We start from the raw sequence: 15,857 nt of genomic DNA on the forward strand, positions 1-15,857 counted from the left end.
CCTAGCGGTTGACGCCGCGGCCGGGGCGGAAGTCCTCGGCCGCGAGGAGTCCGGTGTCGGGGTGGTCGGTGAAGATGCCGTCGATGCCCAGTTCGAAGTACCTGCGGAAGGCGCCGAAGGCGTCCCCGTAGGCGGCGGGGTCGGTGCCCTTGCGGTATTCGGCCGGCAGGAAGCTGTTCTCGTTGCGCGCGGTGTAGGGGTGCAGCACCAGCCCCTGGGCGTGGGCGTCGCGCACGAGGGTGGTCGGGGTGCCCAGCTTGCCGGCCGCGTCGCGCGGTACGACGAGGTCTAGGGTGGGGCCGATGCCCTGGGCGAAGCCGGCGATCCACTTGAGCCCTTCGGGCTTGACCAGGTCGGCGACCGTGCGGGGGTCCTTGGCCACCTCGAAGTCCCAGGGCCGGGTGCCGGCCGCCGAGAGCAGCACCACGCGCGGGGCGGACACCAGGCGGGAGAGCCGCTGGATGCTGGAGGGCTCGAAGGACTGGAGGAAGACGGCGGCGTCGCGTCCGTCGCGCCCGTGGCGGCGCAGCAGCCGGGCGAGGGGCTCTTCCAGGCCGAGGCCCAGTCCGCGGAAGTAGGTGGGGTGCTTGGTCTCGACGTGCAGCCAGATCCGCTTGTCGCGCAGCCGGCCCTCGCGGTTGGCCCAGCGCAGCACCTCTTCGAAGGTGGGGACGGCCCAGCGGCCGTCGTAGAGGGTGTTGCGCTGGCGGACGGCGGGGATGCGTTCCTTCGCGCGCAGGGTCTTCAGCTCGGCGAGGGTGAAGTCCTCGGTGAACCAGCCGGTGACGGAGACGCCGTCCACGGTCTTGGTGGTGCGCCGGGCGGTGAACTCGGGGTGGTCGGCGACGTCGGTGGTGCCGCCTATCTCGTTCTCGTGGCGGCAGACGAGGTGGCCGTCCTTGGTGGGGACGAGGTCCTGCTCGATGACGTCGGCGCCGAGGTCGAGGGCCAGCTGGTAGGAGCCGAGGGTGTGCTCGGGGCGGTAGCCGCTGGCGCCCCGGTGGCCGATCACCAGCGGGACGGGCAGGTCCCGGTAGCCGCCGCGGTCGCCGTGGCGGGATTCGGATCCCGGTCCGGCGCTGTCGTCGGCCGCGGCGGCGGTTCCCGCCGTCAGTCCGGTGATGCCGGTTCCGGCCGCCAGTACGGCCGCTCCCAGGACCGTGCGCCGCGCTGCCCCACCCTGTGTCATCAGTGCCACTCCTCGTTCTGGAACGGGCCCGCGGCCCCGGGATCTCCGGGGGGCGTGGCGGCCCGGACGGGCGAGGCGATGGTAGGCAGGAGGGGGTGTCGCGGGGGTGGGCTCCGCCGGAACATGGCGGAAACGTGTGTCAACACCGGGTATCCAGTGCGTGAACCCGATGTGCGATCAGGGGTGACCCGCGAGTATCGTCCTCACCTGCACTACCGCCGTGTGGTGCGAAAGCCGCTTTTCGATGCCGGAGGGCTCACGTTGTTCCGTACCGCGCTCATCAAAGCCACTGTCGGACCGGTCATGCGCCTGATGTTCCGCACCAAGGTGGAGGGGCTCGACAACATCCCGGGCACGGGTCCGGTGATCCTGGCGGGCAATCACCTCACCTTCATCGACTCGATGATCCTTCCGCTGGTCTGTGACCGTACGGTCCACTTCATCGGCAAGGACGAGTACGTGACGGGCAAGGGGCTCAAGGGCCGTCTGATGGCGTGGTTCTTCACCGGCGCCGGCATGATCCCGGTGGACCGGGACGGCGCGAACGGCGGGGTGGCCGCGCTGATGACGGGCCGCCGGATCCTGGAGGAGGGCAAGATCTTCGGGATCTACCCCGAGGGCACCCGCTCCCCCGACGGCCGGCTCTACCGCGGCCGGACGGGCATCGCGCGCCTGACCCTGATGACGGGCGCCCCGGTGGTCCCGTTCGCGATGATCGGCACGGACAAGCTCCAGCCGGGCGGTGCGGGCATGCCGCGCCCGGGCCGGGTCACCATCCGCTTCGGCGAGCCGATGGAGTTCTCCCGCTACGAGGGCATGGACCGCGACCGCTACGTGCTGCGCGCGGTGACGGACTCGGTGATGGCCGAGGTCATGCGGCTGTCGGGCCAGGAGTACGTGGACATGTACGCGACCAAGGCGAAGGCGGCCTGATCCCCCGCGCGCTCACTGGCGCCGCAGTGACCGGCTGACGCCCGCCGCCGTGGTGGTGGCGAGGACCCAGCCGGTCACGATCAGCAGGTACGACAGCCACTGGTACCAGCCGGCCGGGGCGAAGGCTCCCTCCTGCCCGAAGCCGATGATCGGCAGCATCAGGTCGAGGGTGTAGAAGAGCGGGTTGAACTCGGGCGCCTCCCCCGCCTTCAGGGCCCGGGGCGGTGCCAGCGCGTAGGCGACGGTCCCGGTGACCGTCAGCGCGAGCAGCCATGCCGCCGCGCGCAGGGGCCGGAAGCCGTAGCCGACGGTGGCGTCCTGGAGCAGGCCCCAGAGGCGGCTGTGCCGGGGCTGGGTGCGCCGGTGGCGGCGGAGTTTGGCCAGCTGGGCGGTGCGGGCGCCGGCCTCGTCGCCGACGGTGCGGTAGGCGGCGGCCAGCTGCTCGTAGGCGTACGGCAGGTAGCCGTCCTCCTCCCGTTCCAGCAGCGGCAGCCGCTCCTCGGCGGGCAGGTGGGGGTGCAGGAGCCGGTAGCTGAGCCCGTCGGTGCGGACCAGGGGCGGCCAGACGGACGGTTCGGCCCAGAGCAGGTCGACCTGGCTGCGGCGCAGGTTGACGATGCCGTCGATGGCGGGGGCCTTGCGCAGCCAGAGCTCCCCTATGACCGCCGAGCTGGCGCGCAGGGCCACGGCGCCGGGGTTGGAGAGGCGTGCGCGGGTCAGTATGACCTGGCCGGGGATGCGGGCGCCGGTGAGGTTGACCATGCCCTCGGCGTGCAGCCGGTGGCCGCGTACGTCGCTGCCGACGGTCAGGGTCTCGGCGTGCAGGGCGATGCCGCCGGGGTTGACGAGCCGGGCGTCGTCGAGGCTGATCTGGCCGGCGACGCCGGCTCCGTTGATGCGGAACTGGCCGTGGACGGTGAGTCCGTCGGCCATGATGTCCGTGCCTATCTCGGCGTGGTTGAGCTGGAGCGGCGGCTCGTCGGCCTCGTCGGGCAGGCTGCCCTGGCGGATGACGGCGCCCTGGAGGAAGAGGCCGCCCTCGATCTTCGCGCCGGCGAGCCGGACGGGGCCGTCGATGCGGCAGTGGGAGAGCCTGAGCACGATCTCGACGCGCACGGTGGCTGCGGTCAGGCCGGGCAGGGTGGAGTCGCCGAGGACGAGGGCGCGCAGCTGGGCGCCGTACATCATGGGTTTGCGTTCGAACCAGCAGGACCGCATGCGGATGGGGTGGTCGACGACCGCGTACTTGAGGTCGAGCTTGCCGGTGATCCTCGCGCCGTAGAGCTTGATGCCGGCGACGTGGCCCTCGTCGGCCGTGCCTCCGACGAGGAGGTTGCGCAGCACTTCGGCGCGGACGGTGCGTCCGGGACCCCAGGCGGCTCCGTCGTGGGAGGTCTCGTCGGGGTCCTCGCGGAAGTCGACCGCCTCGCCGCGCGGGAAGGCGTCGACGACGCGGCGTTCGGCCGGGGTCAGGTCGTTGATCTCCATCGCCGGGATGGTGTCCCGGGCTTCGGCGGACTGTCAATTCCGCGAAGTCGCTCCGGGACACCACCGGCTGGCGGTGCGTCAGTGCTCGACGCCCTCCTGGAGCGCCTGGCCCTTGAGCAGGAACCAGGCGGCCGCGGCGGTGGCCAGCAGGACGGCCGCGCCGACGCCGGAGGCCAGTCGCAGGCCGTCGACGAAGGCCTCCTGGGCCGCGCCGACCATGGTCTGGGCGGCCTGCGGGTCGAGGGTGCGGGCGGCCTCCACGGCGCCGCCGAGGGATTCGTGGGCGGCGTCGGCCACTGGGGCGGGGACCGAGGCCGGGGCGGTGAAGCCCTGGTAGACGCCGGTGACGACGGAGCCGAGCAGGGCGATGCCGAGGGCGGCGCCGAGTTCGTAGGCGGTCTCGGAGACGGCGGAGGCGGAGCCGGCCTGTTCCTTGGGGACGCTGGAGAGGATGACGTCGGCGGTGACGGTGAAGGAGAATCCGGCGCCGAGGCCGACGACGAGCAGGGCGGCGCCGAGCAGCGGGTATCCGGTCTCGCGGTGGATCACGGTGAGCGCGGCGAGGGCCAGGCCGATGGCGGCGAGGCCGCCGGTGACGATGACGCGTACGGAGTAGCGGCGGGCGTACTTGCCCGCGACCAGGCCGGTGACGACCGCGCCGACGGCGGCGGGCAGTTCGGCCAGGCCCGCCTCCAGGGGGTCGCGGCCCTGGACCAGCTGGAAGAACTGGGAGAGGAAGAAGACGAGCCCGGAGAGGCCGAAAACGGTCAGGAGGTCGGCGAGGACGGCACCGGAGAAGCCGCGGTGCCGGAAGAGCCGCATGTCGAGCAGCGGGGACGCCAGGGCGAACTGGCGGCGTACGAAGGCGTAGAGGCAGGCGGCGCCGAGGGTGGCGGCGATCCAGACACCCGGGGTGGGGCCGTGGGTGGCCACTTCCTTGACGGCGTAGACGACGCCGATGACGCCGACGAGGGACAGGGCGACGCTGAGCAGGTCCCAGGGGCCCGCGACGGGGTTCTTGGACTCGGGCAGCAGCCGGATGCCGACGAGGACCAGGACGATCATCACCGGGAGGTTGATGAGGAAGACCGAGCCCCACCAGAAGTGCTGGAGCAGGGCTCCGCCGACGACGGGTCCGACGGCCGCGCCGGCGGAGGCGGTGGCACCCCAGATGCCGATGGCGAGGCTGCGTTCGCGCGGGTCGTGGAAGATGTTGCGGATCAGCGCGAGGGTGGAGGGCATCAGGGTGGCGCCGGCGACGCCGAGCAGGGCGCGGGCGACGATCATCATCTCGGGGCTGGTCGCGTAGGCGTTCAGGACCGAGACGGCGCCGAAGGCGGCGGCTCCGGTGAGGAGGAGCCTCTTGCGGCCTATCCGGTCGCCGAGGGAGCCCATGGAGACGAGCAGGCCGGCGATGACGAAGGAGTAGATGTCGCCGATCCACAGCAGCTGGGTGCCGGACGGCTTGAGGTCCTCGCTGAGGGAGGGGGTCGCGAGGCCGAGTACGGTGGCGTCGACCGCGACCAGCAGGACGGCCAGGACGAGCACGGAGAGTGCGAGCCAGCGCCCCCTGCTCTTGCCCTCCGTCTCCGTCCGCCGGTTCAGCTGTTCGGTTCGGGTCATCACTCCACACTCCGTCTGGCGCCACCGAGCAGCAACTCGGTGATCATGTACTGGAAGTCCTTGGCCGCGACGCGGCCGTCCATGACGGCCCAGGCGCAGCTGCCGACGAGGCCGTAGAGGGCCTCGGTGAGCCATGCGGGGCTCAGGTCGATACGGATGTCGCCCTCGTGCTGGCCGCGTTTGAAGAGCGCGTTGACCCGGGCGTCGAGGCGGGCCCAGCCCTCGTTGACCTCGTCGCCTTCGAAGAGCTGGTTCTCGGTGACGAGGAAGGCCAGCAGCTGGGCGTTGGGCTCGGTCTCGGCGACCAGGCGCCTGAGGGCCTCCACGGCCGTGCCCTCGTCGAGGCGGGCCCGGTCGAAGGCGCCTTCGAACTCCCGGATGCCGAGGTCCTCCAGGGCGCGTACGAGGGCGTCACGCCCGGCGAAGTGCCGGTGGAGGGTCGCGCGGCCGATGCCTGCGGCGCGGGCGACCTCGTCCATCGTGGCGGTCGATTTGCGGGAGAGCAGGGCCGCCGCGTCGCGGAGCACCTGGTCACGATCCATGGCCATGAGACAACCATACCCCGAATGAGACGCGGCTGTCTCATCTATGGGTGAGATCGAGCCACACCCCGATCGAAAAAAACCGGCTGCCCGGCGGGCGGCACGAGAGAAAGGCTTGAGGCATGAAGCCACTGCTGCTGATGGACGTCGACGGCCCCCTGAACCCCTACGCCGCCAAGGCCCAGCGCCGCCCGGCGGGCTACAGCACCCACCGGATGCGGCCCACCGGCTTCACCGAGGGCAAGCCGCTGCGGGTCTGGCTGAACCACGGCCACGGGGCGGAGCTGCTCGCGCTGGCGGACGCGTACGACCTCGTCTGGGCCACCACCTGGAAGGACGAGGCGAACGACTGGATAGGCCCCCACCTGGGGCTGCCGCGGCTGCCCTTCATCGACTGGCCCGTGATGCACGGGCGCGCCCCGCGCGGCACCTTCTGGAAGACGCAGTACGTCCTCGACTACGCCGGCCCGCGGCCCTTCGCCTGGATCGACGACGACATCACGGCCATGGACCGCGAGTACGTGGACCGGTACCACCCGGCGCACGCCCTGCTGATGCGCGTGGACGAGCGGATCGGCCTGACCCGGGCGGACTTCGACGCGCTCGCGGACTGGGCCGCCGCGCTGTGACGGAACGTCATTCGATGACTACTCCCCGCATTCGCGGCGTTGATGCGCATCTTGATCATTTGGAGTGACTGTCGCCCCCGGGCCTTCTGCGGAGGGTGCGCGCAGGAGGAGAGTCCTCCCCGGTGAGCCCTTGCCCGGGGTGGGCCACCTGCACGGATACATCCACTTGCAGGCAGCAGGGAGACAGACATGAACGCGTCCAGGAAGCTCACGTTCGCTGCGGCGGCGCTGGCACTGACGATCGGCGGCGCGGTCGCCGTGTCCTCGGCCTCGGCGGAACCGGCGGCCGCGTCCCACTCCATGGCCACCACCACGGCGTGGGCGAAGGTCTCCGCCGGCGGCCAGGTCCTCGGCGGCCAGGGCATCACCGGCATCAACAAGTTCGGCATCGGCCGCTACAACATCACCACGGCCTCCGGACTGGGCGGGTGCGCCCTGCTCGGCACCATCAACACCAACGGCGGGAACGACCCCGGCCCCGGCAGCTCCTCCATCCTGGTCGGCCAGGTGAACGGGAACACCCTCTTCATCCGCACCGCCACGCCGTCCGCCGGCGGCAGCGCGGCCGTGGACAGCGACCGGCCGTTCTCCGTCACGGTCGTCTGCTGATCACCCGATGACGAAGGGGCGGCGGGGACCGGTGTGGTCCCCGCCGCCCCTTCACGCCCCGCGGGCTACTGCTTGTGGGCCGCCCAGGCGTGCTGGATGACCAGGTCGGCCTTCAGCTCGGTGAGCTGGACCGCGACCGCCGACGGGGCGGTGCCGCCGCGCCCGTTGCGGGAGGCCAGGGCCCCGGGCACGTTGAGGACGGTGCGGACCTCGGGGGTCAGGTGCTCCGAGATCTTCGCGAACTGCTCGTCCGTGAGCTCGTCCAGCTCGATCCCCAGCGCCTCGCACTCCTTGACGCACTCGCCGGCCACCTCGTGCGCGACCCGGAAGGGCACCCCCTGCTTCACCAGCCACTCGGCGATGTCGGTGGCGAGCGAGAAGCCGGCCGGAGCCAGTTCCTCCATCCGCTCCCGGTTGACCGTGAGGGTGGCCATCATCCCGGTGAAGGCCGGCAGCAGGACTTCGAGGGTGTCGCAGGAGTCGAACACCGGCTCCTTGTCCTCCTGGAGGTCCCGGTTGTAGGCCAGGGGCAGCGCCTTCAGGGTGGCCAGCAGGCCGGTCAGGTTGCCGATGAGACGGCCCGACTTGCCGCGCGCCAGCTCCGCGATGTCCGGATTCTTCTTCTGCGGCATGATCGACGAGCCGGTGGAGAAGGCGTCGTGGAGGGTGACGAAGGAGAACTCCTTCGTGTTCCACAGGATGATCTCCTCGGCGATCCGGGAGAGGTTGATCCCGATCATCGCGGTGACGAAGGCGAACTCGGCGACGAAGTCGCGGGAGGCCGTGCCGTCGATCGAGTTGCCGACCGAGCCCCGCTCGAAGCCCAGGTCGGCGGCGACCGCCTCCGGGTCCAGGCCGAGCGAGGAGCCCGCCAGGGCACCCGAACCGTACGGGGAGACCGCCGTGCGGGTGTCCCACTGCCGCAGCCGCTCCGCGTCCCGGGACAGGGACTGCACGTGGGCCAGGACGTGGTGGGCGAACAGGACGGGCTGCGCGTGCTGGAGGTGCGTCCGGCCCGGCATCGCCACGTCCGGGTGCGCCTCGGCGAGGCCGACCAGCGCGTCCTGGAGGTCGGCGACCAGCCCGCCGATGATCCGCGCGTGGTCGCGCAGGTACATCCGGAAGAGGGTCGCCACCTGGTCGTTGCGGGAGCGGCCGGCGCGCAGCTTGCCGCCGAGGTCGGGGCCGAGGCGCTCCAGCAGGCCGCGCTCCAGGGCGGTGTGCACGTCCTCGTCGGCGATGGTTCCGGTGAAGGAGCCGTCGGCGACGTCGGTCTCCAGCCGGTCGAGGCCCGCGATCATGCGGTCGAGTTCCTCGGCCGTGAGCAGCCCCGCCTTCGCGAGGACGCGGGCGTGGGCACGCGAGCCGGCGATGTCGTACGGCGCCAGCCGCCAGTCGAAGTGGACCGACGCGGACAGCTTCGCGAGGGCCTCGGAAGGGCCGTCGGCGAAGCGGCCGCCCCAGAGCCGGACGTCACCGGTGTTGCTGCTCACAGCTACTGCTCCTCATGAGGGTGGTGGTGCGACGGTCTCCCCGCCGCGCAGGAAGCGGGGAGGCCGTCTCGGTACAGCGTCAAACGATTCACGGCGCGACGCGACGCGCCGTCTGACCGGCCGCAGCGTTGGCATAACTATGCATTGCTCCGTATGTTTCGTCAATCGAGGTCCGGTGTGCCGCGTTCACCAGCCCGTATATCGGGAGCGGCCCCGCCCCCCGGCCGCCTACGATCGGGCGCGACCGATCCGGGGAGGGCACACATGTGGAGCGCGGCCGACAACGCGTCGCGGGGTCGCAATGTGGCCCGGGCACTGCTGCGGGGCAACACCTCACCGGTCGCGGCCGAGCTCGCCGGGAACGGCCCGGACGCGTGGATCGCCTTCGACGAGGAGGTGCGCCGGATCCTGCGCTCCCCCGGGGCGGGCGACGATCGCCGGCTGGAGGCCCGGCTGTGCCACCCGGACGGGCGGGTGCGCATGGCCTCGCTCGCCGCCTGGCGGAACCCGCCGCTGCCGCTCGTCCTGATCCGGTGCGCCGACCGGGTCCCGCAGGTCCGCGACCGCGCCCGCCGGGTCCTGGGCAGGGCGGTGGCCAAGTACCCCGCCGACGTCCTGATCCACCTCACCCCGTTCGTCCTGCGGCTGGGCGGCCGCGAGCACGGCGGCTGGGCGGTGGAGCAGCTGGAGGCGGCCCTGTCCGGCCGCTACTCCCTGCTCGCCGCCTGGTGGCGCCCCGGCCGGCCCTGCACCACCTGGAGCTGGAACGCGCTGACGCCCGCTCAGCGTGACGGCCTGCTGGAGCGGCTGCGCGGGGAGGGGGAGCTGACGACCCGCCGGTTCGCCGCCCGTGTCACCCTCGCCGCCGGGCGGTTCGGCGTACGGGAAGCGGCCCGGCGGGCCGCGACCGAGCCCGACCCGGTGACGGCCCGGATGTGGACCGACGCCGCGCTCGCGGCGATGGCCGCCGACGGGCCGGACGACGGGGCGGTCGACGCCCTGCTCGGCTCCCGCTTCGCGCCGGTGCGGGCCGCCGGGGTCACCGCGCTGCGCCGGGCCGGGCGGGCGGCCGAAGCCGTGGACCACCTCGCGGACCGGTCCGGCCGGGTCCGGGCCTGCGCCCGGTGGCTGCTGGGCCGGGACGGCGGCGACCCGTACCCGCACTACCTGGCGCTCGTCACGGACCGGCAGCGGGTGACCGGCTACGCGGTGGCGGGCTTCCGGGAGGTGGCCGGACAGGCCGACGGGCCGCTGCTGCACGCCCTGCTGGACCACCCCGACGGTGCGGTACGGGCCGCCGCCCTGGGCGCCCTGCGCCGGCTGGGCCTCGCCGTCGAGGACGCGGTCCTGCTCGCGCTGCTGGAGGACCCCTCCGCGTCGGTGGCCCGGGAGGCCGCGCTGTCCCTGCTCCGGGTGACCGGACGGCTGGACTCCGCCGCGCTGGCCGCGCGTACCGGCACCGAGTGGCCCCCGCACACCCGCAGGGCCGCGTTCCGGCTGCTGCGCGGCCGGGGCGGGAGCGCCGAACTGCGGGCCTCCGTCGCGATGCTGACGCACCCCGACCCGGGCCCGCGCCTGTACGCGCGCAGCACGGTGATGAACTGGAACTGGCTCAGCACCCTCGACGAAGGGGAGGCGCACCGGGCGGAGCTCGGCGAGCTGCTGGCGCGGGTGGCCCGGAACCTGGACGTCCACCGGATGCGGCTGCTGTGACACCCCGCCACGGCCTGCCTGCGGGGCGGCCGCCCCGGCCGGCCGTACGGTCTGACGTGTGCTGCGTACCGCCCTGCTCACGGGCTCGCTGATCCTCGCCGGGCTCCTCCCGTACGGCCCCGGCCCGCTGCCCGCCCGGCTCGCCGACACCGGCGGCGGCAGCCAGCTGATCACCGCCGTCGCCCCGGCGCCCGGTTCCACGACGGGGGTGCTGACCTGGTGGGACCGGCGGGCGGGCCGCTGGTTCGAGGCGGGCAGCGCGCCCGCCCGGTTCGGGGCGAACGGCCTGACCGAGGGCGGGACCCGGGTCCAGGGCACGGACACCACCCCGACGGGCCTGTTCGAGCTGCCGTACGCCTTCGGCATCGCCCGCCCGCCCGCCGGAACGGAGTACGCCTACCGGCGGGTGACGGACCGTTCGTGGTGGTGCCAGGACAACGCCTCGGCCGCCTACAACCGCTGGACCGAGCCGCTGGCCGCCGACTGCGCGCCGGGCGAGGCCGAGCACCTGGTGACGTACGCGCGGCAGTACGCGTACGCCCTGGTCATCGGCTTCAACTACGAGCGGCCGGTACGCGGCCGGGGTGCGGGCATCTTCCTGCACGTGGACGGCGAGGGCGCGACGGCCGGCTGCGTCTCCGTCCCCCGCGGCGCGATGCGCGAGCTGCTGCGCTGGGCGAACCCGCGCCGCCACCCGCACATCGCGATCGGCACGGAGACCGGCCCCCTGGCGGTGACCCGGTACTGAGCGCCGCCCCCGGCCCGCCGCCTCAGCCCTCCTTCTGCGCCAGGCGCAGGAGGTGGTCCGCCAGGGCCTGGCCGCCGGCCGGGTCGCGGCTGATGAGCATGAGGGTGTCGTCGCCGGCGATGGTGCCGAGGATCGCGTGCAGTTCGGCCTGGTCGATCGCCGAGGCGAGGAACTGGGCCGCGCCCGGCGGGGTGCGCAGGACCACGAGGTTCGCGGAGGCCTCCGCCGAGATCAGCAGTTCTCCGGAGAGGCGCCGCATGCGCTCCTCCTTGGCCGATTCGCCGAGCGGTGCCTGCGGGGTGCGGAAGCCGCCCTCGCTGGGGACCGCGTAGATCAGCTCGCCTCCGGTGTTGCGGATCTTGACCGCGCCCAGCTCGTCGAGGTCGCGGGAGAGCGTCGCCTGGGTGACGCTCAGCCCGTCGTCGGCGAGCAGTTTGGCCAGCTGGCTCTGGGAGCGGACCGGCTGCCGGTTGAGGATGTCCACGATCCGGCGGTGGCGGGCGGTGCGGGTCTGCGGAACGGAGGGGCCGCCGTTCTGCTCGGGTTCCTGCGCCTGGCTCATCGTCGTCTCATTCTCCGGATCGTCCCGCTTCGTCGAGGATGCCGGGAAGCGCCCGGACGAACGCGTCCACCTCCGCCTCGGTGATGACGAAGGGGGGCATCAGCCGTACGACGTCGGGGGCGGGCGCGTTGACCAGGAACCCGGCCTGCTGGGCCGCCAGCTGCACCTGCGGTGCGAGCGGCTCCGTCAGCACGATACCCAGCAACAGTCCCGAGCCGCGGACGTGGGAGACCAGCCCGTGACCGGAGGCTTCGATTCCGGACCGCAGCCGCTCGCCCCGCGCCTTCACCCGGTCGAGCAGTCCCTCGGCGGCGATGGTGTCGATCACTGCGAGGCCGGCGGCGCAGGCGACCGGGTTCCCGCCGAAGGTCGTGCCGTGCTGGCCCGGCTGGAGGAGGTCCGCGGCCGGGCCGAAGGCGGCCACCGCGCCGATGGGCAGGCCGCCGCCCAGGCCCTTCGCGAGCGTGACGAGGTCGGGCTCGACCCCCTCGTGCTGCTGGTGTTCGAACCAGCTGCCGCAGCGGCCGATACCGGTCTGCACCTCGTCGAGGACGAGCAGCGTCCCGGTGGCCCGCGTGATCTCGCGGGCCGCCGTCAGGTAGCCGGCGGGCGGGACGACGACGCCGATCTCGCCCTGGACGGGCTCGATCAGCACGAAGGCCGTCTCCTCGGTGACCGCGGCCCGCAGGGCCTCCACGTCGCCGTAGGGGACGTGCGTCACGTCGCCGGGCAGCGGCAGGAAGGGCGTCTGCTTCCCGGGCTGGCCGGTGAGGGCGAGGGCGCCCATGGTCCGGCCGTGGAAGCCTCCGCCGGTGGCGACCATGTGGGTCCGGCCGGTCAGCCGACCGATCTTGTAGACGGCCTCGACCGCCTCCGCGCCGGAGTTGCAGAAGAAGACCCGGCCCTCGCGGCCGAACAGCTGGAGCAGCCGCTCGCCGAGGGCGAGGACGGGCTCCGAGGCGTAGAGGTTGGAGACGTGTCCGAGCGTGGCGATCTGCTCGGTCACGGCGGAGACGATGGCCGGGTGGGCATGGCCGAGGGCGTTGACCGCGATGCCGCCGACGAAGTCGGTGTACTGCTTGCCGTCCGCGTCCCAGACCTGCGCGCCCTCGCCGCGCACGAGGGCCAGCGCGGGGGTGCCGTAGTTGTTGGTCAGCGCGCTCTTCCAGCGTGCCGCGTACTCCTCGTTGCCGCTCACCGCGGGCTCCTCCCCTGTGCGTCGGGCACGACCATCGTGCCGATTCCCTCGTCGGTGAAGATCTCCAGCAGGATCGAGTGCTGGACCCGCCCGTCGATCACCCGGGCGGTGCTGACACCGCCGCGCACGGCGTGCAGGCAGCCCTCCATCTTCGGCACCATGCCGCTGGACAGCTCGGGCAGCAGCTTCTCCAGCTCGCTGACGGTGAGCCGACTGATGACCTCGTCGCTGTTGGGCCAGTCCGCGTAGAGGCCCTCGACGTCGGTGAGGACCATCAGCGTCTCGGCGCCCAGCGCGGCGGCGAGGGCCGCGGCGGCCGTGTCGGCGTTCACGTTGTACACGTGGTCGTCGTCGGCGCTGCGGGCGATGGAGGAGATGACCGGGATCCGGCCGTCCGCGAGCAGGGCCTCGATCGCGCCCGTGTCGATGGCGGTGATCTCGCCGACCCGGCCGATGTCGACGGGCTCGCCCTCGATCCGCGGGACGTGCTTGGTGGCGGTGATGGTGTGGGCGTCCTCGCCGGTCATGCCGACGGCCAGGGGGCCGTGCTGGTTGAGCAGGTTGACCAGCTCCCGCTGGACCTGGCCCGCCAGGACCATCCGTACGACGTCCATGGCCTCCGGCGTGGTCACGCGCAGGCCGGCCTTGAACTCGCTGACCAGGCCCTGCTTGTCCAGCTGGGCGTTGATCTGCGGGCCGCCGCCGTGGACGACGACGGGCCGCAGGCCGGCCTGGCGCAGGAAGACCACGTCCTGGGCGAACGCGGCCTTCAGGTCCTCGTCGACCATGGCGTTGCCGCCGAACTTGATGACGACGATCTTGCCGTTGTGGCGGGTGAGCCAGGGCAGCGCCTCGATGAGGATCTCGGCCTTGGGGAGCGCGGTGTGGCGCCTCGCGGTGCTCACGAGCTGTACGCGCTGTTCTCGTGGACGTACTCGGCCGTCAGGTCGTTGGCCCAGATGACCGCCGACTCGGAGCCGGCGGACAGGTCCGCGGTGATGCGCACCTCGCGGTCCTTCATGGAGACCAGGTCGCGGTCCTCGCCGACGGAGCCGTTCTTGCAGACCCAGACGCCGTTGATGGCGACGCCCAGCCGGTCCGGGTCGAAGGCGGCCCTGGTGGTGCCGATGGCGGACAGCACCCGGCCCCAGTTGGGGTCCTCGCCGTGGATGGCGCACTTGAGCAGGTTGTTGCGGGCGATGGAACGGCCGACCTCGACCGCGTCCTGCTCGCTGGCGGCACCGATCACCTCGATGCGGATGTCCTTGCTGGCGCCCTCGGCGTCGCCGATCAGCTGCCGGGCGAGGTCGTCGCAGACGGTCCGCACGGCCTCGGCGAAGGCCGCGTACGCCGGGACCCGGCCGGACGCGCCCGAGGCGAGCAGCAGCACGGTGTCGTTGGTGGACATGCAGCCGTCGGAGTCGACCCGGTCGAAGGTGGTGCGGGTCGCGTCCCGCAGCGCCTTGTCGAGGGTGGCGCTGTCCACGTCCGCGTCGGTGGTGAGGACGACGAGCATCGTGGCCAGGCCCGGGGCGAGCATGCCCGCGCCCTTGGCCATGCCGCCGACGGTCCAGCCCTCCTGGGTGACGGCGGCCGTCTTGTGGACGGTGTCGGTGGTCTTGATGGCGATGGCCGCGTCCTCGCCGCCGTCGCAGGAGAGGGCGGCGGCGGCCGTCTCGATGCCGGGGAGCAGCTTGTCCATGGGGAGCATGACGCCGATCAGCCCGGTGGAGGCGACGGCGATCTCGCCGGCGTTGTGCTCGCCGCCCAGGACGGCGGCGACCTTCTCGGCGGTGGCGTGGGTGTCCTGGAAGCCCTTGGGGCCGGTGCAGGCGTTGGCGCCGCCGGAGTTGAGGACGACCGCGCTGACGGTGGCCCCGCGCAGGACCTGCTCGGACCAGCGCACGGGGGCGGCCTTGACGCGGTTGGAGGTGAAGACGCCCGCGGCGGCCAGTCTCGGCCCGTTGTTGACCACGAGGGCCAGGTCCGGGTTGCCGTTCGCCTTGATCCCGGCGGCGATGCCCGCCGCCGTGAATCCCTGTGCAGCCGTCACGCTCACGGCGCCACTCCAATCGTGGAAAGACCCAGTGCCTCGGGCAGCCCGAGGGCGATGTTCATGCTCTGCACCGCACCGCCGGCGGTGCCCTTGGTGAGGTTGTCGATCGCGCTGATGGCGATGATCCGCTGGGCGGACTCGTCGTACGCGACCTGGACGTGGACGGCGTTGGAGCCGTACACGGCCTTGGTGGTGGGCCACTGGCCCTCGGGGAGGAGCCGGACGAAGGGCTCGTCGGCGTAGGCCTTCTCGTACGCGGCGCGCAGCGACTGGGCGCTGGTGCCGGGCCGCGCCTTGGCGGAGCAGGTGGCGAGGATGCCGCGCGGCATCGGCACCAGGTTCGGGGTGAAGGAGACGGAGACCCGCTCCCCGGCGAGCGGGGAGAGGTTCTGCACCATCTCGGGGGTGTGCCGGTGGCCGCCGCCGACGCCGTACGGGGTGACGGTGCCCATGACCTCGGCGCCGAGCAGGTGCGGCTTGAGGGCCTTGCCGGCGCCGGAGGTGCCGGTGGCGGCGACGATGACGGCCTCCGGCCCGGCGAGCCGCGCCTGGTAGGCGGGGTAGAGGGCGAGGGAGACGGCGGTCGGGAAGCAGCCGGGGACGGCGATGCGCTTGCTGCCGGCCAGGGCGGCCCGGCCGCCGGGGAGCTCGGGGAGGCCGTAGGGCCAGGTGCCGGCGTGCGGGGCACCGTAGAACTCGTCCCAGTCGGCGGAGTCCTTCAGCCGGTGGTCGGCGCCCATGTCGACGACGAGCACGTCCTCGCCGAGCTGCGCGGCGACGGCGGCGGACTGTCCGTGCGGCAGGGCCAGGAAGACGACGTCGTGGCCGGCGAGGACCTCGGGCGTGGTCGCCTCCAGGGTCCGTCCGGCGAGCGGGACGAGGTGCGGCTGGAGGGGGCCGAAGGGCTGTCCGGCGTTGGAGTGCCCGGTCAGCGCGCCGATCTCCACCCCGGGGTGCGAGAGCAGCAGGCGCAGGACTTCACCGCCCGCGTATCCGCTCGCTCCGGCCACCGCTACACGTACCACCATCGGTCCTCCTCCTCGATGGCATGACTATACGTACCTATGCAGTTTT

The 15,857-nt window shown here is 72.7% G+C and carries 15 protein-coding genes; 5 read left to right on the forward strand and 10 right to left on the reverse strand.

Going from position 1 to position 15,857, the window contains the following annotated elements:
- Position 1 precedes the first annotated feature (1 nt).
- Positions 2-1,189 carry a glycerophosphodiester phosphodiesterase gene (locus tag AC069X_RS28500; protein ID WP_478732851.1) on the reverse strand — a complete coding sequence of 396 codons (1,188 nt, stop codon included), beginning with the start codon at positions 1,187-1,189 and terminating at the stop codon, positions 2-4.
- A gap of 303 nt (positions 1,190-1,492) precedes the next feature.
- On the opposite strand from AC069X_RS28500, the gene AC069X_RS28505 reads away from it, so the two are divergent.
- Positions 1,493-2,122 carry a lysophospholipid acyltransferase family protein gene (locus tag AC069X_RS28505; RefSeq protein ID WP_478732853.1) on the forward strand — a complete coding sequence of 210 codons (630 nt, stop codon included), beginning with the start codon at positions 1,493-1,495 and terminating at the stop codon, positions 2,120-2,122.
- Between the two features lie 12 nt (positions 2,123-2,134).
- Here the strand turns inward: AC069X_RS28505 and AC069X_RS28510 are convergent, their stop codons facing one another.
- From AC069X_RS28510 to AC069X_RS28520, 3 genes are all read right to left on the reverse strand, one after another.
- A complete protein-coding gene (locus AC069X_RS28510; protein WP_478732855.1) occupies positions 2,135-3,610 on the reverse strand; it encodes a membrane-associated oxidoreductase in 1,476 nt (491 codons plus the stop codon).
- A gap of 78 nt (positions 3,611-3,688) precedes the next feature.
- Positions 3,689-5,233 carry an MFS transporter gene (locus AC069X_RS28515; protein WP_478732856.1) on the reverse strand — a complete coding sequence of 515 codons (1,545 nt, stop codon included), beginning with the start codon at positions 5,231-5,233 and terminating at the stop codon, positions 3,689-3,691.
- The gene (locus tag AC069X_RS28520; RefSeq protein WP_478732858.1) at positions 5,233-5,781 is read right to left on the reverse strand and encodes a TetR/AcrR family transcriptional regulator; all 549 of its coding nucleotides are present in this window, start codon (positions 5,779-5,781) and stop codon (positions 5,233-5,235) included. Before AC069X_RS28520 ends, AC069X_RS28515 begins: the two co-directional genes overlap by 1 nt.
- Positions 5,782-5,897: 116 nt before the next feature.
- On the opposite strand from AC069X_RS28520, the gene AC069X_RS28525 reads away from it, so the two are divergent.
- Both AC069X_RS28525 and AC069X_RS28530 read left to right on the forward strand, forming a co-directional pair.
- Positions 5,898-6,404: an HAD domain-containing protein gene (locus AC069X_RS28525; protein WP_478732860.1), complete on the forward strand. Its 507-nt coding sequence runs from the start codon at positions 5,898-5,900 to the stop codon at positions 6,402-6,404.
- 189 nt (positions 6,405-6,593) lie between these two features.
- On the forward strand, positions 6,594-7,013 hold the full coding sequence (locus AC069X_RS28530) for a hypothetical protein (RefSeq protein WP_478732862.1): 420 nt from the start codon (positions 6,594-6,596) through the stop codon (positions 7,011-7,013).
- Between the two features lie 65 nt (positions 7,014-7,078).
- On the opposite strand, the gene argH is transcribed toward AC069X_RS28530, so the two are convergent.
- Positions 7,079-8,506, reverse strand: coding sequence for an argininosuccinate lyase (gene argH, locus AC069X_RS28535; RefSeq protein WP_478732864.1), 1,428 nt, complete (start codon positions 8,504-8,506; stop codon positions 7,079-7,081).
- 264 nt (positions 8,507-8,770) lie between these two features.
- Between argH and AC069X_RS28540 the strand changes: the two genes are divergently transcribed.
- A complete protein-coding gene (locus tag AC069X_RS28540; protein ID WP_478732866.1) occupies positions 8,771-10,219 on the forward strand; it encodes a hypothetical protein in 1,449 nt (482 codons plus the stop codon).
- A gap of 61 nt (positions 10,220-10,280) precedes the next feature.
- Positions 10,281-10,967 (forward strand): L,D-transpeptidase family protein, encoded by a 687-nt coding sequence (locus AC069X_RS28545; protein ID WP_478733056.1) that lies wholly within the window; start codon positions 10,281-10,283, stop codon positions 10,965-10,967.
- A 22-nt stretch (positions 10,968-10,989) separates the two neighbouring features.
- Here the strand turns inward: AC069X_RS28545 and AC069X_RS28550 are convergent, their stop codons facing one another.
- Genes AC069X_RS28550 through argC form a run of 5 tightly spaced genes read right to left on the reverse strand, consistent with a single transcriptional unit; the run spans position 10,990 to position 15,811 of the window.
- Positions 10,990-11,529 (reverse strand): arginine repressor, encoded by a 540-nt coding sequence (locus tag AC069X_RS28550; RefSeq protein ID WP_007263124.1) that lies wholly within the window; start codon positions 11,527-11,529, stop codon positions 10,990-10,992.
- Between the two features lie 7 nt (positions 11,530-11,536).
- Positions 11,537-12,727, reverse strand: a complete 1,191-nt coding sequence (locus tag AC069X_RS28555; RefSeq protein WP_478732868.1) for an acetylornithine transaminase — start codon at positions 12,725-12,727, stop codon at positions 11,537-11,539.
- Entirely contained in the window at positions 12,724-13,632 is a 909-nt protein-coding gene (gene argB, locus AC069X_RS28560; RefSeq protein ID WP_478732870.1) for an acetylglutamate kinase, read from the reverse strand. Before argB ends, AC069X_RS28555 begins: the two co-directional genes overlap by 4 nt.
- Complete coding sequence (gene argJ, locus AC069X_RS28565) at positions 13,629-14,786, reverse strand: bifunctional glutamate N-acetyltransferase/amino-acid acetyltransferase ArgJ (protein WP_478732872.1); 1,158 nt, start codon at positions 14,784-14,786, stop codon at positions 13,629-13,631. The genes argB and argJ overlap by 4 nt, the downstream gene beginning before the upstream one ends.
- Positions 14,783-15,811: an N-acetyl-gamma-glutamyl-phosphate reductase gene (gene argC, locus AC069X_RS28570; RefSeq protein ID WP_478732874.1), complete on the reverse strand. Its 1,029-nt coding sequence runs from the start codon at positions 15,809-15,811 to the stop codon at positions 14,783-14,785. Before argC ends, argJ begins: the two co-directional genes overlap by 4 nt.
- Positions 15,812-15,857: the final 46 nt, after the last annotated feature.

It is taken from the genome of Streptomyces sp. NPDC043896 (genome assembly GCF_056435605.1).